General features: G+C 63.3%; 14 protein-coding genes and 1 pseudogene. 1 reads left to right on the top strand and 14 read right to left on the bottom strand.

The genetic code is table 11. The features are described 5' to 3' along the window. Position 1: 1 nt before the first annotated feature. From LNV07_RS03880 to LNV07_RS03845, 8 genes are all read right to left on the bottom strand, one after another. Complete coding sequence (locus LNV07_RS03880; protein ID WP_263569865.1) at positions 2 to 1,297, bottom strand: SUMF1/EgtB/PvdO family nonheme iron enzyme; 1,296 nt, start codon at positions 1,295 to 1,297, stop codon at positions 2 to 4. Positions 1,298 to 1,388: 91 nt separating this feature from the next. Further along, positions 1,389 to 3,671, bottom strand: a complete 2,283-nt coding sequence (locus tag LNV07_RS03875; protein ID WP_263569864.1) for a TonB-dependent receptor plug domain-containing protein — start codon at positions 3,669 to 3,671, stop codon at positions 1,389 to 1,391. Positions 3,672 to 3,681: 10 nt separating this feature from the next. Further along, on the bottom strand, positions 3,682 to 4,983 hold the full coding sequence (locus tag LNV07_RS03870; RefSeq protein WP_263569863.1) for a serine hydrolase domain-containing protein: 1,302 nt from the start codon (positions 4,981 to 4,983) through the stop codon (positions 3,682 to 3,684). Positions 4,984 to 4,997: 14 nt separating this feature from the next. Continuing rightward, positions 4,998 to 7,019: a rhamnogalacturonan acetylesterase gene (locus tag LNV07_RS03865; RefSeq protein ID WP_263569862.1), complete on the bottom strand. Its 2,022-nt coding sequence runs from the start codon at positions 7,017 to 7,019 to the stop codon at positions 4,998 to 5,000. A gap of 18 nt (positions 7,020 to 7,037) precedes the next feature. Beyond that, positions 7,038 to 8,642 carry an MFS transporter gene (locus LNV07_RS03860; RefSeq protein ID WP_263569861.1) on the bottom strand — a complete coding sequence of 535 codons (1,605 nt, stop codon included), beginning with the start codon at positions 8,640 to 8,642 and terminating at the stop codon, positions 7,038 to 7,040. A gap of 176 nt (positions 8,643 to 8,818) precedes the next feature. Continuing rightward, positions 8,819 to 9,982, bottom strand: coding sequence for a beta-galactosidase BglB (gene bglB / locus LNV07_RS03855; protein WP_263569860.1), 1,164 nt, complete (start codon positions 9,980 to 9,982; stop codon positions 8,819 to 8,821). 91 nt (positions 9,983 to 10,073) lie between these two features. Next, positions 10,074 to 14,009, bottom strand: coding sequence for a beta-galactosidase (locus LNV07_RS03850; RefSeq protein WP_263569859.1), 3,936 nt, complete (start codon positions 14,007 to 14,009; stop codon positions 10,074 to 10,076). Positions 14,010 to 14,137: 128 nt separating this feature from the next. After that, positions 14,138 to 15,295: an alpha-hydroxy acid oxidase gene (locus LNV07_RS03845; RefSeq protein ID WP_263569858.1), complete on the bottom strand. Its 1,158-nt coding sequence runs from the start codon at positions 15,293 to 15,295 to the stop codon at positions 14,138 to 14,140. A 147-nt stretch (positions 15,296 to 15,442) separates the two neighbouring features. Here LNV07_RS03845 and LNV07_RS03840 point away from each other — a divergent pair, with 147 nt between their 5' ends. Next, positions 15,443 to 16,339 (top strand): LysR substrate-binding domain-containing protein, encoded by an 897-nt coding sequence (locus LNV07_RS03840; RefSeq protein ID WP_263569857.1) that lies wholly within the window; start codon positions 15,443 to 15,445, stop codon positions 16,337 to 16,339. Between the two features lie 58 nt (positions 16,340 to 16,397). Here LNV07_RS03840 and LNV07_RS03835 read toward each other — a convergent pair whose 3' ends face one another. From LNV07_RS03835 to LNV07_RS03810, 6 genes and pseudogenes are all read right to left on the bottom strand, one after another. Beyond that, positions 16,398 to 16,577 (bottom strand): hypothetical protein, encoded by a 180-nt coding sequence (locus LNV07_RS03835; RefSeq protein WP_263569856.1) that lies wholly within the window; start codon positions 16,575 to 16,577, stop codon positions 16,398 to 16,400. Between the two features lie 190 nt (positions 16,578 to 16,767). Beyond that, positions 16,768 to 18,084 (bottom strand): type II toxin-antitoxin system HipA family toxin, encoded by a 1,317-nt coding sequence (locus LNV07_RS03830; RefSeq protein ID WP_263569855.1) that lies wholly within the window; start codon positions 18,082 to 18,084, stop codon positions 16,768 to 16,770. 49 nt (positions 18,085 to 18,133) lie between these two features. After that, entirely contained in the window at positions 18,134 to 18,400 is a 267-nt protein-coding gene (locus LNV07_RS03825; protein WP_263569854.1) for a helix-turn-helix transcriptional regulator, read from the bottom strand. A gap of 128 nt (positions 18,401 to 18,528) precedes the next feature. Further along, complete coding sequence (locus LNV07_RS03820; RefSeq protein WP_263569853.1) at positions 18,529 to 18,780, bottom strand: helix-turn-helix domain-containing protein; 252 nt, start codon at positions 18,778 to 18,780, stop codon at positions 18,529 to 18,531. 127 nt (positions 18,781 to 18,907) lie between these two features. Then, positions 18,908 to 19,027: pseudogene (locus tag LNV07_RS03815) on the bottom strand (transposase); the annotation flags it as partial. Positions 19,028 to 19,229: 202 nt separating this feature from the next. After that, a complete protein-coding gene (locus LNV07_RS03810) occupies positions 19,230 to 20,189 on the bottom strand; it encodes a YicC/YloC family endoribonuclease (protein WP_263569852.1) in 960 nt (319 codons plus the stop codon). Positions 20,190 to 20,219 lie beyond the last annotated feature (30 nt).

The following is a 20,219-nucleotide window of genomic DNA, read 5'->3' as shown; positions in this document are numbered from 1 at the left end:
ATCAATTCGCCGCAGGGCCGATGTTGCTGGCCCGCGGCGTCAGGGGGCGGGCAACGCGCAGGCCGATCAAGAAGCTGGATGCGCGATCCCAAGAGGGGTCGATGTTGATACCGGGGTTGATGGCGGCCAACCAATGGCCGCCCATGGTGTAGCGCTGGTTGCCGAAGATATTTTGATACTCTGGCGCCGGGGTCAGGCATTTTTGAGTAAACGGGCTGCCATCCGTCGGCGCATCGCCCAGGGCGCGCGCGTCGACCGCGCAATCGGCGACCATTTCAGCCACATTGCCGACCATATCGTGCAGGCCCCAATCATTCGCCTTGAAGCTGCCCACCACCATGGCTTGATTGCCACCCGCGCTGACCTCGCAATTCGCGCAGTTGGCATTGTTGCGCCCCACCTCGTCGCCCCAAGGCAGTTTGGAGCTCCGCCCGCCGCGTGCCGTGTAGGTGAATTCGGCCAGCGACAACAGCCGGTAGGGCTGGCCGGTCTTCTTGGAAAGCCAGGCCAGATATTCTTTTGCATCGGCCATGTTGACGTTGATTACCGGCTGGCGGCCGCGTCCCCAATGGGTGTCCACGATGAACCCAGGGGTGACACCCTCGGCCGGCCCCTTCCCGGTGGGGCCTTTGCTGCAGCCGCCCTCGGCCATACATTGATCCCATTCCGCAAAGGTGACTTCGAATTTGCCGACGGCGAACGGGTAGTCGATGCGGACGCGGTTCAACCAACCGATGATGTTGTTGTCGTCCGGGCGCTGCGGCAGCCGGCCCGGCGGCACCCACACCATCTCGGGGCAGTCCGGGCAGTCGCGAAAGGACTTGCCGTCGCCCGGCACGAAGCCTTGTGCCTTCAGTTCGGCCAGGCTGAACGCGATGGCTGCTGCTTTTTGCTGAGCGGCCAAGGCAAGGTCGCGCAGCCGGGCTTCTTCGCGCAGCTTGGCCGCCGCCTGGGCTTGCGCCACCAGCTCTCGCCCCGCCTGTGTCAGCTGTGCCGGGCCCAGGCGTGCGTCGACCCGCTTCACAACGCCGTCGCCGATGCGAACGGTTTGCTCGAAGATGCGTTCGTGGGTCGCGTCCACTGCCTTCACCAGGCGCAACTGCAGACTGCCTTCCTCGACCTGGATATCGAGCGGGCATTCGCCTTTGAACTTGCCGTTGATGGAGACTTCAGCCCCGGCATCGGAACCCTCGCAGCCGATGCGCAGCATGGAACCGGGGCTCTGGGCGAAGCCGACCGGCGCGAACGCCCCGAGCAAGACAGACAAGGCGAGGCAGAAAGCGGGGCTTGTTTTCATGGGCGGTTTTCGACTCGATGGGCTGCCCGCATAGTAACTGCGTGTTTTGTTGTCTTGCCGTCAATAAGTCGAGGCAGTGCCGCAAGAATACTCAGAAGCGCGCCACCCAACTCGCATTGACGCTGGGCTGCGTGTTGCGGTGCATGCTGCTGCCGGCCGAGAAGCCGTCGAGGTCTTCGACGCTGTTCGCAATTTCGCTGTCCGGCGCCAGCAGATTGGTGAAACCGATGCGGATCTGGTTGCTGCGGTCGATCTTCCAGCTGGCAAAGGCGTCCAGCGTTTGCACCGCGCTGCGGTGGCTGAGTTGCAGATCGGTCTGGCGGGTCGCGTATGCCGGCTGCAGCACCAGGCTGGCGCCGACCGTCCAGCCGCTGTTCTTGATGCGGGCATCGAAGCCCAGATTGGCGAGCCAGGGCGGCTGTGCTTCCAGCCGGTTGTCAGGGCCGTCGACTTGATCAACTTCCGAGCGGTAGAAATTCCAGCTGCCACGCAACTGCACGCCGCTATTGGCGGAGAACAGCGCCGGCAGCCATTCCTCGGCGCGGCCCTTGATTTCCAGTTCCAGGCCAAGGCTGCTGGCCTGGCCCAGATTGACCGGCCGCGAGACCCAGCGCGGCACGGCCACCACGCCCGGCGCCGGGTCGGCTTCGAGCGCGATGCGCTGGCGGATCAGATCCTCGATGCGGCGGTAGAACATGCCGACGCTGAACACGCCGCCGCCGGCCGGGTAATGCTCGAAGGACAGATCAAAGCCGGTCGATAGCTCGGGCTGCAGGTTCGGATTGCCGGCCCGGTCGGCCGCAATCGGCGTGTTGCTGACGTCGCGCTCGTAGTTGCCGTTCAGCACATAACGACCCGCCAGTGCGGATAGATCCGGCAGCTTGAAGCTGCGTGTGATGCTGGCGCGCAGTTGGTCGCCGCCCTTTGATTCACCTCCTTGATCGAAGCGGTAGTTGACGTGCAGCACCGGCGCCATCACGCGGGCCGTGTTGTCGATGTCGTAAGCGCCGGCGCCGTTGCGGCCCGGGTCATGGCTGTGCGACTTGACCTGTTCGAAGCGCAGGCCCGGCAGCATGGCCCAACTCTTGTTGATCGCCCATTCGTCCTGCATGAACAGTGCCGTGCGGTCAATGCTGGCCTCGAAGGGCAGGCCGGTCGCGCTGTCCAGGCGCTCGACGCCGGCGTCCCAGATGCGCCGCAAGTCCTCGCGCTGGCGGCGCTCGACGTCCCAGCCGCTCAGCAGGGTGTGATCCTGTGCGATCGGCTGAGTCCAGCGCCCGCCCAGCGCCGCACGGGTTTCCTCGAACTCGCTGCGGGTCTCGCGCTCGATCAGCGATCCGTCGACGCGGCGGCCCGCGTAGTCGTTGAAGCTGTTGCGCTGGGTGTTCTGCCAGGACGACTTCAGCTCGAGCTTGGCACCGTCCTGCAGGCGCCGCTGCCATTGCAGATTCAGGCGCAGCACATCGCCGTCGCTGCGCGTGTGCGACTCATCCGACAGCGTGGACAGGGGCGCGCCCAGCAGGGTCGTGGTCTGCCGCTCACCGTGGTTGCCGGACTGGTTGTGCTGCACAAAGCCGCCCAGGTTCAGCGTGTCCACGTCGCTGAACTTCCACTGCAGACGCGGCGAGAACTGGCCGTTGCTGTTGCGCGAGACGTCCTGTCCGCTGATCGACTGCGACTGCACCTCGCCATCCCGGTTGCGCGAGATCCGCGCGCTGGTGTACTCGCCCGACTGGGCGGTGTGGGCGACGCTGAGCGGCAGCACAAAGGACACAGCCCCTAGCCGGTCACCCCATTGAAAAGACATGCCGCCGCCGGGCTCGACAGCGCGGTAACTGAGGTTGCTGCGCACCTCGCGCTGTTGCGAGCGCGGTGGCTCGCGCAGCACCACATTGATGGTGCCCGCGACGCCGGCATACTCGGCCGTCGCACCCTTGATGATCTCGATGCGTGCCACATCGGCGGGTGACAGGCTATCGAGCGAGAAGCCCGGCGGCGCCGGCTCGCCGTTGACCAGCACTTGGGTATAGCCGCCGCCCAGGCCACGCAGGCGCGGCGCGCCGCCGTCCATGGACACGCCGGGCAGGCGCTTGAGCACATCGGTGACGTCGATATCGCCTTGGCGGTCCAGCTCCTCGCGGCCGTAAATCGTCTTGGCGATCGACTCATTGCGGCGCGCGCCGTCGTCGTCGCTGTCGGCGGAGCCGCTGAGCACGACTCGGGGGAGCTCGGCGGTCGGGGCTGAGGCGGCGGGCGCGGCCGGCTTGGGCGCTGATGCAGCAGACGCTGTCGGAGTGGGCGGCGTTTGCGCCTGTGTCTGCGCCTGTGCCGACGCATATAGGAAAAACGCAAGCGCGACCAGAAGCTTGTTCATCGCCCGGGCTCTATTTGATCAAGGCCTGATAGGTCAGCACCTTGACGCGCTGATTCAGATTGGAGCCACCGGCGGGGCGGTGCTGGGTCATGAACAGCATGATCAATCGCTCCTTGGGGTCGACCAGATACTGCGGGAAATAGGCGCTGCCCCAGCCGAAGGCGCCGGCCGTGCCGACCTCGCCGGCCACGCCGGGGTCGACGGTGACCCAGAAGCCCAGACCGAAGCCGTCGACGCTCTCCGAACTGCTGCGGTACTTGTCGCCGGTATGGTTGCTGCGCATCAGCTCCACCGTCTTTGGCGCCAGCAGGCGTTGGCCGTCCAGCGTGCCACCGTTCAGCATCATCTGCAGAAAGCGTGTGTAGTCGGCGGCGGTCGAGAGCAGGCCGGCGCCACCGGAGAGGCAAAGCTTTGGGCCGTTGACGAAGTCGCTGGTGGCGGCACTTTCCTTCAGTTGCAGCGCGCCGTTTTCATAGCCGTAGACATTGGCCAGACGCGAGGCCTTCTCGGGCGGCAGAAAGAAGCCGGTGTCCACCATGCCGAGTGGCCCGGTGATGCGTTTGGCGATGAATTGATCAAGCGGCATGCCGGACACCACCTCGACCAGACGGCCCAGCACATCGGTGGCATAGCCATAATGGAATTGCTCGCCTGGTTGGCCCTGCAGCGGCAGGGCGGCGATGCGGTCAACCACCTGGGCGATCGTTTCCTTGCGGTCTATCAAATACCAATCGGTGAAGCCCGCCTCCTTGTAGGCGGCGGCGGCCGGGCCCTGGCCATAGCTGAGGCCGGCGGTATGGCGCAGCAGATCGCGGATCGAAATCGGCCGCTTGGCCTTCTCGGTCGTGAAGGCGGTGCCAGTCGGCGATCCCGGCGGGGGGGCGATGGCGACCAGCGGGTTGGCGAAAGCCGGGATGAACTTGGCCACCGGGTCCTTCAAGAGGAAATGCCCTTCTTCGTACAACATCATCACCGCGACGCTGGTCAGCGCCTTGCTCATCGAGGCAATGCGGAAGATTGCGTCGACCTGCATGGGCCGTTTGTTTTCGATGTCCTGCTGGCCATAGCTCTTCACGTGAACCGGCTTGCCGTCGCGGGCGATGACCATGATGCCGCCGGCCAGTTGGCCCTTGGCGACCTCGCTCTCGATGACGCTGTCCAGCCTGTGCAGGCGCTCGGGCGAGAAGCCGGCCGCGTTGATGTTTTCTTGCGCAGGCTTGGCTGGCGTGGCCGCCTGCGTGTTCACAAACACCAGGCTCAGGCCGAGTAAGAAAAGGCTCAGGGGGCGCCTGAATAATGAGTTGGTTTTCATATTGATTTTGCTTGTCAGTCCCCCAGCGGCCGCTGGTGAGTGACCTTGGGGCTGGCGGCCAGCTGGAAGTTTTCTGGCGCGTCCGGCCGGGCCGGGTCCAGCACTGCGAAGTCGTCGGCGATCTCTCTTGCCACCGCCAGCCCGGCCTGACGCAGGCCCTGAACGATCAGGCGGGCGAGCTGGTAGCTACCGTAGTTGTTGTGATGGGTGTTGTCGACCTTGCCGGGCTCGGGCTGGGCAAAGGCCAGCTTGCTGCGCTCTGGGCCCAGCGCCGCGTAGAAAACCTTGCTCTGCGCGTTCAGATCGATGAAGGGCGCGTCCAGCTCGGTGGCAACTCGGGCAGCCGCGTCCGCATAGGCGAGCAGGCTGGGCAAGACCTGACCCTGTGCGTCGAAGCCGCGTCGCTCCATTGGCGAGACGATCACTGCCACGCCGCCGCGTGCACGCACGGCCAGCACATGCTGCTTCAGCTCGGCGCTGTAGCTGGCGGTGTCACCACTGCCGGCCTTGATTTGTTTCTGGTCGTTATGACCGAATTGCAGCAGTACGGTGTCGCCGGCTTGCAGCGCGGAAGCGATTTTGTCGAGCCGGCGCCGGGCCAGCGAGTCGCGCAAGGTCTCGCCTGACTCGGCATGGTTGGCCACCGCGACGCCGGGCTTGAAAAAGCGAGGCAACATCTGACCCCAGCTGGCGTAGGGCTCCTGAGACTGGTCGGCGACGGTCGAGTCACCGAGCAAGAACAGCGTGGGCACCTTGACCGGCGTGATGGAAATCGAGCGCAGACCGGTCGTGTTGCCGCTGAACTCCAGCGTCAGCTTGGCGTCCCAGGCCCAAGCCTCCTCGATGGTTTCGCGAGGAGCCTTCAGCTGGACGCGGCCGGCTTTGATGCCGTCCGATGCGGGGATCATGGGCGTGCGTACATTGACGGTGAAGCTGCGCACGCCGCCTGTCGGGTTCGCAGCGTCCTCCAGCATCAAGCGGCGCAGCTCGGCCCGCACCGTGCTGGCGCTGGCCGCCGGGCCGCCGAAGTCGAGGCTGACGCGGTAGTTGCCCTCGGGCAAGTCGGCCGAAAAGAAAAAGGGCTTTCCGCTGCTGCCTAGGCCCTGTGGGCTCTCCATGAGCTCGGCGCCGGGTTCGAAGCCATAGCCGTGCTCGCGGCTGTATGACTCGCGCGCGCGACTGACGTCCTCGGGCGGGCCGCCAAAGATGATCTTGTAGGTATCGGCTGCTTGCACGGCAGCGCCGCAGAGCAGGCCGGCGCAGAGCATCAGGGGGGTGATGAGCCGCTTCATTCGGGCAAGTGCTTGGCGGTCAAGGCCAGGTTCTGAGTCGCGGCCAAGCCCCACGCCGACCGTGGCGCCGCCGATATAGCCGGTGCCCGGCGCACGGTGGCCCCAGGCGGCCGGTATCCATCCATGTCCGGCTTTGGTGCGTTTGCGAATCTGGAAGGCGTCGGCCGCCAGTTGGCTGAGCGTGTAGTCACCCCAGGCCGGGATGCGCTCAAGATGTTGGCGCACCTGGGCGCCGAACTCGGCCAGTGGCGGGCAGGCCAGGCCGGCCAATTGGGCGGCGCGCACCGCCGCACCGGGGTCACGGCGCAGGCCGGTCAAGTTGCGCACGCCCTCCGCCCACAGGCCCCCGTCCTTACCGGCAAAGCGCACATGGCGGTCATGCGGCGGATCGCGCAGCGGCACCTTCAAACGCAGGCCGATGCCGCGCAAAAAGTCTTTGTGCTCGTCACCGTCGAAGATGAAGGTGTGCCTGACGCGCACCGACTCGGCGCCGGCATAGAAATACGGGCGCACGCTGAAGGGCAGCCAATGGCGACCTTTGCTGGCATGGAGGCCATAGATCTTGGTCTGACCCAGCGACAAGGCCGGCGCTTGGTCGTCCAGCCAGCGCAAGCTCAGCGGATCAGTGGGCGGCTTGAGCTTGGCCGGCGGGGATGTGGTTGCGGCGTTGACTGCTAGGCTGGCCAGCGGCAGAACCGGCGCCGAGCCGGTCTTGAAGAAAGCGCGGCGCGTGAAATCGGACATGGGAGTACCCGATTAAATCTAGCGACCGCGACCCCACAGCGTGGCGTAGCGCCAGCCGGTCAGGTCCTCGACGATCTGGCGATTGGCCTCGGACTCGGCCGTGCGGGCGCCAGCCCGCAACCGCTCGACCTCATGCACCAGCACCGCATGGGTGCGCGCGTTCAGGCGGAAGGACCAGGCGGCAACCATGCCCAGCAGCATCACGACGATGGGGCCGATGACCAGCAGCAGCGCGATCGTCTGGATCGCCTCGGGTGTCTGCACGATCACCTCGCCGGGCCGCGACTTGGGCGAGACATAGCCGCCCCAGCCGATGATCCAGCCGGTGGCCATGATAGCGAGCGACTGCGCCAGCTTTCGCACCAGCGTCATCACGCCGGCAAAAATGCCTTCGCGACGCTCGCCGGTGACGGCCTCATCGATATCGGGCAGGTAGTTGTAGACCGACCAGGGCACGAAGTTCAGGGTGCCCCGGCCCAAGCCCGCCAGGATGATGGGCACAAACAGCCAGAACAACAGCACCGGCTCGGCGGCACCGGGCCCGAAGCCGCTGAAGATATTGCTGCCCAGGGCCTGCAGGCCGGTATCAAAACCGGTTGGGCGCAGCAAGTAGAAGGCCAGATAGACCAGCAGGGCGGCACTGAAAAAACCGATCGCCACGCGGTAGGCCAGGACCGGCCCGGTGCGGATGACGATATTAATGGCGACCATCACCGAGATCAGCTGGGCGATATACATCGTGGTCATCAACTGCGAGATCACCAGGGTGCTGCCCATCAGCACGGTGGCGACAAAGATCGGGAAGGCCGTGCTGAAAATATCCTGCGAGATATAGCCGCCCAGATAGAGGCTCAGGTGCTGGCGAAAGGCGCGAATCTTCAGCGTCGAGAACAAGTCGACGAACATCTTGACCGGGATCATCCACATCACATTGGATTTGAAGACCTGGGACTGGACGCCGCGCTCGCTCTCGGCATAGGGGCGCTCCCAGCTCGTCAGCAGCACGATCATCACCACGGCCGAGAAGATCAGGCCGAAGATCGCCGCCATCCAGAAAAAGGTCTCGGGCGAGTCCTTGCCGCCGAAGTTATTGATGAGCAAGGTCGGCAAGTAGGAGGCCAGGATGGCCGAGCTCTGCGCCACGATCATGCGGGCACCGGCGAATTTGGCTTTGACCTTGTATTCCTTGCTCATCTCGGCCGCCAGCGTTTCCCAGGGGATCAGGAACATCGTGTAGAGCAGCTCGAAGAAGATGAAGACGGCCAAGTAATAGTAGAAGGTTTCACCGGCGCGGAAGAGCAGCGCGAAGCTGGGCAGCAAGGGCAGCACGATCAGCAAAAAGATCTTGCGCCGACCGATGCGCCGGCCTATCCAGGTGTGGCGCAGATTGTCAGAGATATAGCCGATCAAGGGGCAGGTGATGGCCTCGATCAGGCGCGGGAGGCCGATGACCAGACCGGCCTCGGCGGCGCTCAGGCCGCCAAATGCGGTCAGGAAATAGAACAACCAGCCGGTGATGACGGCTTGCGCGCCGGCGCCCAACATGTCGCCCGAGCCCCAGCCCCAGTAGTTGATCCAGGTGGGCGTGCGCATCGCACCGTTCTTGTTTTGGATGGAGGCCATGGTTTGTCTCGTTATGTTCTCTTTGCTTGACACCTGTTTTCAGCCAGGCAGGCGGGATTTTCGTAGCGAGCGGCTGTCAGGCTAGGCAGACGGAGCGCAGCAACCGGAACGTACTTCCTGTACGTGAGGATTGCGAGCATCCGGCCAACGACGCATGGCGGCCGCGCAGTAGAAAATCAGATAAATCGACGCATGAATTCGCCTAAAGCCAGCAGCGCCATCGCTTGGCCGAAGGGCATCGAGGTCAGCGGGATGTCCTTGTATTCCTGGATGCTGTTGAACACGGGTGTGCCGAAGGACACCTGCGTCAGTTCGCCCTCGGCATTGATGTGCGCGCGCACCGCCTTGGCCGCACTTATGCCCATCGCTTCAAAGTCCTTGGGCAGATAGCCCAGGCGCGTCGCCTTCAGGATGCCGTAGGCGAAGCCGGCCGAGGCCGCCGCTTCTTCGTACGAGGTTTCGTCGTCGAGTATGGTGCGCCACAGGCCGGACGGTGCCTGATGCTTGGCCAGGGCCTTGACCTGCGCCTCCAAGGTGCTGACCAAGAACATGCGCAGCGCGTCGTCCTTGGGTAGATTCAGCAGCTCCAGGAACTCGGGGATCACGATGGTGACCCAGGAATTGCCGCGCGCCCACAAGGCGTTGGCGAAGTTGTGTCGCCCGTCAAAGGTCCAACCATGGAACCACAGACCGGTCTTCACGTCGGCCAGGTATTTGATGTGGACCAGGAACTGGCGCTTGGCCTCCTCGACGTAATGCGGCTTGTTCAGCAGCAAGCCGATCTTGGCCAGCGGCAGCACCGACATCATCAGGGTGTCGTCCCACAGTTGCTGGTGGTTGACGCTGTTGTAGACGATGTGCTGGAAGCCGCCTTCTTCGGTGCGCGGCAGGCCGCTATAGACCCACTCGCCCCAGCTCTCCAGATAGGGCAGGTAGCTGCGATTGCCATTGCGCTCGAACAGATAGGCCAGAGTCAGAAAGGGTGCGACCGTGTTGATATTGCGCGAGGGCATGCCCTCCTTGAAGCGGGCCTCGAACCAGTCGCTCATGATGTCCCAGGCCTTGGCATCGCCGGTCATTTCCCAGACCTTGTAGATGCCGTACAGGCCCACGCCCTGGGTCCACTCAAAGCCGTGCCAGCTCTTGGTGTCGATGACGCGGCCGTCGTCCAGACGCAAGAGGAACTTGCCTTCCGGGTCGCTGATATTGATCAGGTTGTGGATCAGACGCTCGATCGCGTCTTGATAGTCGGCGCGGTCGGCGCCGAGCCCGGCGGCGTGGTGCGCCAACAGCGGGTGGATCAGCGAGGAGTCCGTGGGTTGGAGGATCTGATTGCTCATGGTGCTTGGTCAAATGATGGGGTCAACGTGTTTGCCTCGCTTGCCAAATTGCAAGCAGCCCGGCGGCAACATGGGCGAGAACTTAGCGCTCTTAGCGCTGCAGCTGCGTGGGCTGAGGCACGGCTTCCAGCTTCACGCCGCCCCGCGCGGTGTGCAGATTTACCAGCTTGATGGGCTCCAAGGCGTTCTCGGCGCGCCCGTCGGTGGTGATTGCCAGGGTCAGCGTGTTTTCTTCGTTAGGGTTCAAGATGCCGGGCGGGATCACGAAGACGCGTTGCGGGCCGATGTGCGAGATGAACTGACCCATATGCCAGCCGTTGACGAAGATCAGCGCGCGGTTCTCGGCCTCCGAGCGCGGCCGGCTGGTGTCGCCAAAGGCCAAGCCCAGCTGCACATCATGGCCGGTGGGCAAGTCGAGCTTGAAGTTGCTGCGCAGCCAGTACGTGCCGGCAGCGGGCGGGGCGGCGCTCGCTGCGACGCTGTCCCAGCCGCTCTTGAATTGGGCACCTTGGCCCGGCAGATACCAGCCCATGCGCTCGCCATACAGGCCGCCGTTGTTCATCGGCCCGCGCACCAGGTCGGCGATGTCTTCGCCGCCCTTGTTGCCCTGGATCTTCCAGCTGATCGGCGTGGCGAAACGAGCACCGCCGGCGCTGCTGAGCGAGGCCGAGATCAGGCCGCGCGCCTCCTTGTGCACATCGTCGGCAAACAGATCCCAGTTGTGCGAGTTATTGCGCACCAGTACCGACAGCACATGCTCGCCGGCCGTCAAACCAGTCAGCGTCTTTCTGAAACTGTCGGTGGTCTCAGGGAAGGGTCGGCCGGTGTCGTGATCCTGTTGGCCGATGAAGATGCCGTCCAGCCACACCTGTATCAGGCCGGCGCCGCCGCCGCCGAAGAACAGCTCCAGCTTGTTGGCTTTCAGGTCGCTGGTGTTGAAGCGCCCCCGGTACCAGACATCGCCGTGGTGGAAGCCGTACTCGCTCATCGACAGCACCGGTTGCCCCTTGTCGGAGGCGGTGTAGACATGGGCGGCTGAGCCATTGGCGTCGGTCTTGCGCCAGCCGCTGTCGTCGAACTTCGGGTCGGCCTCCAAGGAGTCGAAGCGGCGCGCCCAGCTTAGCGCCATCAGGTCGGTCAGCTTGACAGCATCGGGACCTTTCAAGGCTTTCTGACCACTGAGCAGGCTCTCGTGTTGACGGCTGGTGGCCAATGCTTCGCCATTGAAGCTGAGCTGCTTGACGCTCGCAGGTGCCCAGACGCGCAGGCCGCTCTCGGTCGTGCTGTCGCCGCTCAGATTCAGTGTTTGCTGTTTGTCGATGCTGGCGCTGCGCAGCAGGGCCGGGCTTAGCGCCAGCACCGGGCCTTGGGCCGTTGCCAGGCGCCAGAACTGCCAGCCGGTCTTCTCATCGGCCAGCAGCAGGGTCAGGGCCGGTCGGCCGCCACCGCTGATGCGCAACTCGGTCAGGCCTTGGTGAACATAGTTCAGGCGCAGATCGCCGGTCTTGGCGTCGAACTTGATGTCGGCCTTGCCGGCCAGCACTTCGACTTGGGGTTTGCTTGCGAAGCGCAGCACGGTTTCGCCGTCCTCACCGGAGCGGCCGTAGAGCAGGGCGATATCGCGGGCGCCTTGCTGCAGATGGGTCTGCAGCTCCGAGGTCGAATAGACCAGGTGTTGGCGCTCCATCGTGTAGGAGGCCAGCAGCATCTTGGCGTCCTGACCCGACAGTTGCAGGCGGCCGGCCTGCGGCACGCTGTAGCTGCCGTCACGGGTCTGCAGCGGGAAGGCAAAGGCCTCGGTGCCGGTGTTGCTGGACGGGTTTTGCACCGCAAACACCACATGCGTTCCCAGCGCCTTGTTGAGGTTGTGATACAGCTTGATTTTGGCGTTACTTGGGGCAATCGGCACGCCCTTGTCCATCTGTGCCAGCACCGGTGTGGCGGCCTGCACCATGCTGCCCATCTGCTTGAGCACATAGGCCTTGTCGCGCATCACCCGGGCCTCGTTGATCGGCGCGCCGTAGTCGTACGAGGTGTAAACGATAGGGCCGGGCTGCCAGCCCCAGGTGGTGCCACCGAAGGCCATGTAGATGGAATGTATCGTCAGCGAATTGATCAGACTCGTGCCGTAGAACACCCGCTGATAGCCCGGGCCTTGGCGTTGAGCGGTGCACTCGTAAGTGCCGTTAGAGCCCCAATAGTCGAACCAGCCCGCACCGATTTCGGCCACGAACCCCGGCGTGCCCGGCGAGGCCAACGAGCCGACCCTCGGCACGTTGGTGCCGTAAATGCCCCAATCGGGCGCGGCCGAGGGCTTGCCCGGCTGAGTGTCGACGCCGCAGACCCCGCCCGGATAGCCATCAAAAGCGTAAAGGTCGGTCGGGCCGGGGTTGGCGAAGGGGGCGGTCGAGTTCTTGGGCGTCCAGTCCGGCAGGCGCGAGGCGGCGTTGTGGAACAAGGGCACGGTGATGCCGTCGGCGCGCGCCTTGTTTGCCAGATTTTGCATATGGCGGATGTTTTTGGGCTGGACCGAGAACAGCTCGTTCTCAAGTTGGTAGGCGATCACGGTGCCGCCGCCATCGGTGATCTGGTGGCGGGCAATGATGGCGTTGATCTGCGTCATCCACTCGTCGGCGGCTTTTTGATAATCGGCCGCATCGGTGCGGGCCTCGGCGCGCTGGCGCAGCAACCAGCCTGGGAAGCCGCCGGCGGTCAGCTCGGCGTTCACATAGGGGCCCATGCGGGCGATCACGTAAAGGCCCTCTTCCTCGGCCATTTGAATGGCGCGCTCGATATTGCGCACTTGCGTGAAGTCGTAATGCCCCGGCTTGGCGGAGTGATAGCCCCAGGAGAAGTAGATCGACACGGCGTTCAAGCCTGAGGCCTTCATCTTCTGCAACACATCGCGCCAGAGGCTGGGCGAGGGCAGGCGGAAGGGGTGGAACTCGCCGGCGAAGATCATTTCGCGCTTGCCGTCGATGATGAGCGAATACTTGTCCCAGGCGATGGCTTTGGGCTTGCCTTTGGGGGCAGTGGCCTTGGCCAGCACGGGGGTGTCTTCACTGATCACGGTGAAGTGGCGCACCGTGCCCGACACCCCGCCCAGCTCCATCTTTGGCGTCCAGGTCTTGAAGCCGTCGAAGCTGTCGGAGTACCAGTAGCGCTTGCTGGTGTAGTCGTCGAAATAGAGGCGCCAGCCGTCGCGGCCGTCCGCGCCTTTGATGGTGCTGAGCGACGGCCCCTCTGCCGGCCCGCCCCAGTCGGCCCAGTCGCCGGTCTGCGTGAAAGTCCAAGGGCCGGCCAAGGCGGGCGCTGTCGCCAGCTCGATCAGCTTGGTGGTTTCGTTCTTGGTGAAGGCGCTGTATTGGCCGTTTTGCAACACCACGAAGGTGTCGATGTAGTTGCTTGACAAGCCTTGCATCGGCACCGGTGCCGCGAACTTTGTGAAGCCCGCGTCCAATGGCGACAGGTAGTAGGCGGCGAAGGGGGCGAACTGGCTCTTGGTGCTGCCGGTCGCCAGTGAGACGATCAGCTTCATGCTGCCGTCCGCGTCCTTGAACCATTCGGGTGCCCAGACATTGGTGAGGCCTGGTAGCGCCACCGGGATGTCGGCGACATGGTCCCAATGTCGCAGATCGACCGACTTGGCGATGCCAAGGGTCTGGCCTGACCAATCGGTCGTGTAAGCAATGTAGTAAAGCCCGTCGGCGGCTCGCATGATGGACGGGTCGCGCAGCAATCCTTTGGGCGGCGTGTAGACCTCGGAGCCCAACGAGGTGAAGGTGATGCCGTCAACGGAGCTGAACAGGCTGAGCGTGTTCTGCGAGGTCGCCATGAAGGCTGACATCAAATAAGTGCGGTCGCCCTTGGGTGCCGCCTTTGACGCCAATGGGGCCTGAGTGACTGATTGCGGAGACAGCAACTGACCGGGCAGATCTTGCGCGTAGCTTGAACCGGCAGCCAGACTCAGCAGCACGGCATTCATCAGGCTCGAAGGAGCGGGCAAAGTTTTACTGGTCTTGCGCATGGCAGCGGCACCGAGGTCAGAGCGAAAGGCGCCGGTTCATTTGAATACCGAGCGCCACAAAGTTAGCCGCAGTTTCGCCGCTTTCCTGCGGCCAAAAAATCAACTGTTTGCGAGTTGTCGCTCCGGCATTAATCGACTCGAGGGTAAGTACGGGGAAGCAAAATATCGCGGGTCACCTCGCTGAGCTTTCGGTTGCCGCCGAAGGCCATGCTGAGGTCGAGTTCCTTGTGGATGATTTGCAGCGCCTTGGTGACGCCGGCCTCGCCCAGCGCGCCCAGGCCATAGAGAAAAGCCCGGCCGATATAACAGCCGCGTGCGCCCAGCGCCCAGGCCTTCAGCACGTCTTGGCCGGAGCGGATGCCGCCGTCCATATGCACCTCGATTTGCGAGCCGACCGCCTGCACGATGGCTGGCAGCGCGCGGATGCTGCTCTCGGCGCCGTCCAGTTGCCGGCCGCCATGGTTGCTGACGATCAGCGCGTCGGCGCCCGAGGCGACGGCCAGGCGTGCGTCCTCGACATCCTGAATGCCCTTCAGGATCAGCTTGCCGCCCCAGCGTTTTTTGATCCACTCGACATCGGCCCAGCTCAGCTGCGGGTCGAACTGCTGAGCGGTCCATTCGGACAGCGAGCCCATATCGGCCACGCCCTTGACATGGCCGACGATATTGCCGAAGCCCCGGTTCGGCGTGCCCAGCATGCTCAAGCACCAGCGCGGCTTGGTCATCAGATTGATGATGTTGGCGAGGGTCGGTTTGGGCGGCGCGGACAGGCCGTTTTTCAAATCCTTGTGGCGCTGACCGAGGATCTGCAGGTCCAGCGTCAGCACCAGCGCGCTGCACTGCGCGGCGCGGGCGCGCTCGATCAGGCGCTCGATGAAGTCGCGGTCCCGCATCACATAGAGCTGGAACCAGAACGGCCGCGTGGTCGCCGCCCGCACCGCCTCGATCGAGCAGATGCTCATGGTGGAGAGCGTGAACGGAACACCGAACTTCTCGGCCGCTCGCGCCGTCAGGATCTCGCCGTCCGCGTGCTGCATGCCGGTCAGCCCGGTCGGCGCGATCGCCACCGGCATGGCCACGTCCTCGCCCAACATCTTCACGGCGGTGCTGCGGCCTTCCATGTTCTGGGCGACGCGCTGGCGCAGCTTGATGGACTGGAAGTCGGCGCTATTGGCGCGGTAAGTGCTCTCCGTCCAGGAGCCCGAGTCCGCGTAGTCATAAAACATCCGCGGCACACGTTTCTTGGCCAGGAGGCGGAGGTCTTCGATGCAGGTGATGGTGGGCATGATGGTGGGGCGGCTGAGCAATAGGTTGGTCGATGCTAGCCAGCTTGGGTGCAGCGTGGCCGGAAATTTTGTCGGGTGGCGGCGGAGGAATATTCGGGCGCGACAATCCCGCTCCTCGACCTCCCAAGCTGAAAGCCCTGCCCGCCGATGCCGCATGACCTGCGTTTCCCCTCCATTGATGGCCTGCGTGCCTTCGAATCCACCGCGCGGCTGGGCGGCTTCGAGCCGGCCGCCGCTGCGCTGAACATCAGCGCCAGTGCCGTCGGCAAGCGCATCAATGCGCTCGAAGACCTGCTCGGCGTGAGCCTCTTGATCCGCAGCAGCAACAGACCTTTTTGCTTGACCAGCGCCGGCAAGGAGTACTTGGTGCAGGTCAGCGAAGCGCTGGCGTTGTTGGCCGCGATGCCGCTGCACAGCCGTAGCACCCAGCGGCGCAGCCGTTTGACCATCACCGCGCCGCCCACCTTTGCCCGCCAGATCCTGGTGCCGGCGCTGCCGGAATTCACCCAAGCCCACCCGAAGCTGGAGTTGGAGCTGCTGCTGAGCACGCCATTCCTGGACGAATTCGCCCCGCCGGCCGCTGTTGAAATCCGCATGGGTGCCGACGCCGACGATCAGATCCTGATGCGTGACCGCATCACGCCGATGGCATCCCCTGGCCTGCTGCGCGGGTTGAAGCCGCCGCTGAGCCCCGCTGACTTGACCGGCTTGGCGCTGCTGCGCAGCCCGCTGGAACCCTGGCAGCCCTGGTTTCAAGTGGCCCATCTGGATTGGCCTGAGCCCGAACAAGGTACCCGTTATGTGGATCTGGGCCTGACCCTGGAAGCCGCCGCCTGCGGCCAGGGTGTGGTACTGGGCCGGCTGAGTCTGGCCGCCACCTTGCTCAAGACCGGCGCGCTGCTGCGCATATTCGAGCTTAGCGTGCCGGCCACCCGCAATTACGGCCTACTCTGCCATAGCGACTCAGACGCGGCGCAGGCCTTCTGTGAATGGTTGCGGCGCCATTGTGGAACGCTGGCGGAGCGCTTGAGCGGCGCAGCCTGACGGGCTGCGCCGCAAGCTGGCCGGGTCCGGCCGGCGAGGGTGCTTTGATCAGCGCGGCTCAGTGAGCTTGAAAGCGCCCGGATACATGCAGCAGGGCCATGAACTGCAGCAGGCCGTTGTAATAGCGCCATTTGCCGGTCGGCGGCTCCAGCGCCCAAAGATGATTGACAAAGCGCTCGGCCAGCGGTTGCTTGACCAGCTTCATCGACTTTGAGGTCGGCACTTTGGATGCCCGCATTGGGCACCCTGTTGCCGCCCACTCTGTGCACTCGAATGACAGGAACTGGCCGGAAAGCAGCAGGTCACGGCATCAAAAGTAAGGAGTCCTTCGCCGGTTGAATCAAGGTCGACCGCCGTGGCCGACTGCTTCAAATGCCGCAACAAGACACTGGAGCGTTTGTTGTACCGGTAGCCGGTTCTTTGAGGACTTACTTGCCCAAGCGCTCGGCTGTGAGCGCGCAGCGCCGATTGATCAGCGCGACGATGTCGGAGAGAAGAGGGGCGTCCTGGCCTGCCGCCACCATTTGACCGCGCGTGGCCTCGGCCCGACTGGGTAGGCGATTGGCAATATCCAGCACCCGTTTGCGTACCTGAGCCCGCGACAGATCGGCTTCGTGCGCAAATTGCTCCCAGTGACGCGGCAACAGTTCGGTGAAACGGTATTTGCTTCCGATCTTCATGGCCATCTTGTCGGTCAACTGCGGATAGACGGCGGTGCAAAGCAAGTCATAGAGTGGGGCCAATTCCACGCGGGGCTGTGTAGCGCTGGCGCCATAGAGCAAAGAGAAATTCTTGCCATGGGCGTCGTGGTTGCCGATCAAGGCGTTGAACACGACGGCATCGAGCAGGCGCAGCACTTGCGGCGCATTGGGCCTGGTGACTTGGCGCAATAGTTGAAAGGCCTGGGCCAAGGAGGGGCCACCTTCGTTTTGGTATTTGTGTTCAGGCACGATGCCCATGGCTTGGCAAAAGTCCTCTTGATGCAAGCGTTGTGAAGGCGCATCTGCAGTTCCGTCAGTGGCGTCCATGCCTGCCGCACCGGTGGCAGGCAGACGGTCATAGCGGCGCACCAGCAAAAAGGGCTGTGCGCCGGCATGCCGAATCTCGACCTGGGCAGCCGGCATTTGCATCGCTGCGGCGAGCCGCATGCAAAAGGCCTCGTTATGCACGCTGCCCTCCAAGCTGCTGATGGCCGGTTTAAGGATATGGGTGCTGGGTGAACCATGCAGGGGCAGGCCAACTAGGTGGCCGTCAAACGTCACCGGCAGTTTGTCCTGCGCGCCGGCCAGCGACAGGCGCAGGCCATCGAGCCCGGCGAGCATCGGGCGTTGGGGTAAATCCTTCAGCAATTGTTGCAACTGCGCTTCGTCCAGCCAGCGGACGGATTCGGACCCAGGGGCAAGTTCGTTGCTGGCCGGCTGAGGTAGCCTTGGCTCTCGCAAGCTGACTGCACCCGCGCATTCACCGCCGATCCCGTCAAGCAGGCCAAAGTCATTCTGTCGGGATACATGCAGCGCCTGTGCAACCAAACGGCGCTTATCGCCTTCCGGCAGCAGGCCAGCAAAGAAGGGACGAGTGGCACGGTCGTCAAAGGCTTCGGGTCGCAGGGGTAGCGAATGGGACAGGGCCTGGGAAGCGGGGTTTTGTAACCAATTCGCCGTGTAGGCAAAGCCCAGGCGGCCGTCCACTTGCATCAGCACGCCCAATTGTTCGCCGTTAAGCCAGACTTCGAGTTGTTTGGGCATATCGCTCGGTGCGCCTCTGGTTCAGTCAATCAATCAATCAATCAACCAATCAACCAACCAGGCCTTCCACGCTTAGTCGTCCGCCGAGCGCATCCAGCACCTGTAGCACGCTGGACAAGCGCAGGCTTGGCTTGCCAGCTTCCAGTTCGACGATGAAGCGCACGCCGACACCGGCTGCCAGGGCAAGCTGTGGTTGGGTGAGCCCCATACGTTTGCGGGCGGCGCGGGCGGCCTGGCCAAGATCTGTGGCGCTGCGGATTGCCAGCATGGGTGTGTTGATCAAAGTTGAAATTTCCTGATCGGGAAATTGTGCCAATGAAATGCCCGCATCGCAAGTTGAATTTCCTGATCGGGAAATATTGGTCTTTCCAACTCAGATTAGTGCGAAATTGCCCCGTTCGGGAAATTTCCTGGTCACCGGGCGTAACGTGAAAAGCCCATCCGTCAAATCAAATTGTGCAGCTTGGCAATTCGAAGTGCTAGACGGCGATTGGGGACACCGAGCTTGTTGTTGAGTCGCTGGAACCGGCAGTCGATGGTTTTGGCTTCGGTGTTCAGGGCGGCGGCGACTACTTTGCAGCAGTGGCCGGCTTCCTCATGGCGCAGCAGCGCGAGATCGTCAGCCGTTAGGTGGGATTTGGCGAGCAACTCGCGCTTGATCTGGTATTGCCACCATTGGCTCAACTCCATCGCCAAGGGCAGGCCAACAGTTTGAAGAGCGCATAGCGACCTAAAACAAGTGCTCGCTGAATCCCCGCAAATCGGTAGCGCAGCACCCACGAGGCCTGGCGGTGCGTAGCACTTGACTCCGTCGTCAAGAAGGCAGTGACCTAGCTACAGCTGCAATGCTCTGGCCCTTCTCGACCAAGCGAACCGCCTCCAGCTTGAATTCCATCGTGTACTGCGCCCTCGTCGCGCTGCTCGTCTTCTTCTTCGTCGTCATTTCCGTTCTCCTTGCTTGAATTTAAACACTCAGCAAGGGATACGTTTTTCGGGGACAAGGTCAGACGCTAATTTCCTACACAAATCCATACACACAAAGCGTGCGCTTAAGGGAGATTGCTAGAGGCTGCCTGAGACAAAAAAATCAGCTAAACCATTGATTGGTAAAGTGTTTTGTGGATTCTCTGAGACGCCCCGAAACCCTACTCAATGTTCTGCACTTGCTCGCGCAGTTGCTCCACGGCGACCTTCATCTCGACCGAAATATTGGTCAACTCGAGTGCAGCGGCCTTGGAGCCCAAGGTGTTGGCCTCGCGGTGCAGCTCCTGAATCAAGAAGTCCAGGCGCTTGCCGATTTCGCCGCCTTTTTTCAACAGCCGGGCGATCTCTTCCAGATGCGCGCGCAGCCGGGCCAGCTCTTCAGCTACATCAATGCGGATCGCATAGGCTGCTGCTTCATTCAGCGCGCGCTCCTTCAAATTCTCTTCGGGAATGGTCTGCGCCGCGCCGGTGCTGGCCAGCGCCTCTTGCCAACGCTCCAAGAAACGCTGTTGCTGGCGCTGCACGATGGCCGGCAGCATCGGTTCGGCCGCGTCGGCCAGTTCGCGCAAGCGACTCACTCGCTCCATCAGGATGGCAACCAGCTTCTCGCCTTCGCGCTCGCGCGCCTCAAGCAAACCGTCCACGCAACGTCGCGCCGCATCCATGGCCGGCTCGTCCAATTTCTCGCTTGCCGCGCCGCCACCCTTGCACCATTGCAAGGCCTCGTGCACCGACAGCGGTTGCGCCTTGGGCAGCCAGTTTTGTACCGTGCCTTCGAGCCTTGATAAACGGTTCAGCTGATCGGCTTGCGGCTGCGGCCACGAGCCCTCGCTATCGCGCTGCGTATTGATGCGCAACTCGACCTTGCCGCGTTTGAGCTTTCCCGTCAGCAATTCACGCAGCGCCGGCTCCAGGCCTCGCAAGTCTTCGGGCATGCGAAAGCCCAAGTCGAGAAAGCGACCGTTGACCGAGCGCAATTCAACCGTCACCGCTGTATGCGCGGCATGGCCGATCGGATTGGAGGCCCCGGTGTTTTCCGCGTTCCGGGAAACTGCGTTTTCACTGGGGGTGGATGGCTGCGAGCTGGCGCTGGCATATCCTGTCATGCTGTAGACTGGCATCTAGCGTCCGGTAAGTAGATAAAACTCGAT

It is taken from the genome of Roseateles oligotrophus (assembly GCF_025717515.1).
Taxonomy (GTDB): domain Bacteria; phylum Pseudomonadota; class Gammaproteobacteria; order Burkholderiales; family Burkholderiaceae_C; genus Paucibacter_A; species Paucibacter_A oligotrophus.
The sequence above is the reverse complement of the archived record's forward strand: the minus strand, read 5'-3'. Positions and strand labels throughout refer to the sequence as shown.

Coding starts and splice junctions, on each gene's coding strand:
- LNV07_RS03880 (WP_263569865.1), bottom strand. CDS start 1,297: ATGAAAACAAGCCCCGCTTTCTGCCTCGCCTTGTCTGTCTTGCTCGGG.
- LNV07_RS03875 (WP_263569864.1), bottom strand. CDS start 3,671: ATGAACAAGCTTCTGGTCGCGCTTGCGTTTTTCCTATATGCGTCGGCA.
- LNV07_RS03870 (WP_263569863.1), bottom strand. CDS start 4,983: ATGAAAACCAACTCATTATTCAGGCGCCCCCTGAGCCTTTTCTTACTC.
- LNV07_RS03865 (WP_263569862.1), bottom strand. CDS start 7,019: ATGTCCGATTTCACGCGCCGCGCTTTCTTCAAGACCGGCTCGGCGCCG.
- LNV07_RS03860 (WP_263569861.1), bottom strand. CDS start 8,642: ATGGCCTCCATCCAAAACAAGAACGGTGCGATGCGCACGCCCACCTGG.
- bglB (WP_263569860.1), bottom strand. CDS start 9,982: ATGAGCAATCAGATCCTCCAACCCACGGACTCCTCGCTGATCCACCCG.
- LNV07_RS03850 (WP_263569859.1), bottom strand. CDS start 14,009: ATGCGCAAGACCAGTAAAACTTTGCCCGCTCCTTCGAGCCTGATGAAT.
- LNV07_RS03845 (WP_263569858.1), bottom strand. CDS start 15,295: ATGCCCACCATCACCTGCATCGAAGACCTCCGCCTCCTGGCCAAGAAA.
- LNV07_RS03840 (WP_263569857.1), top strand. CDS start 15,443: ATGCCGCATGACCTGCGTTTCCCCTCCATTGATGGCCTGCGTGCCTTC.
- LNV07_RS03835 (WP_263569856.1), bottom strand. CDS start 16,577: ATGCGGGCATCCAAAGTGCCGACCTCAAAGTCGATGAAGCTGGTCAAG.
- LNV07_RS03830 (WP_263569855.1), bottom strand. CDS start 18,084: ATGCCCAAACAACTCGAAGTCTGGCTTAACGGCGAACAATTGGGCGTG.
- LNV07_RS03810 (WP_263569852.1), bottom strand. CDS start 20,189: ATGCCAGTCTACAGCATGACAGGATATGCCAGCGCCAGCTCGCAGCCA.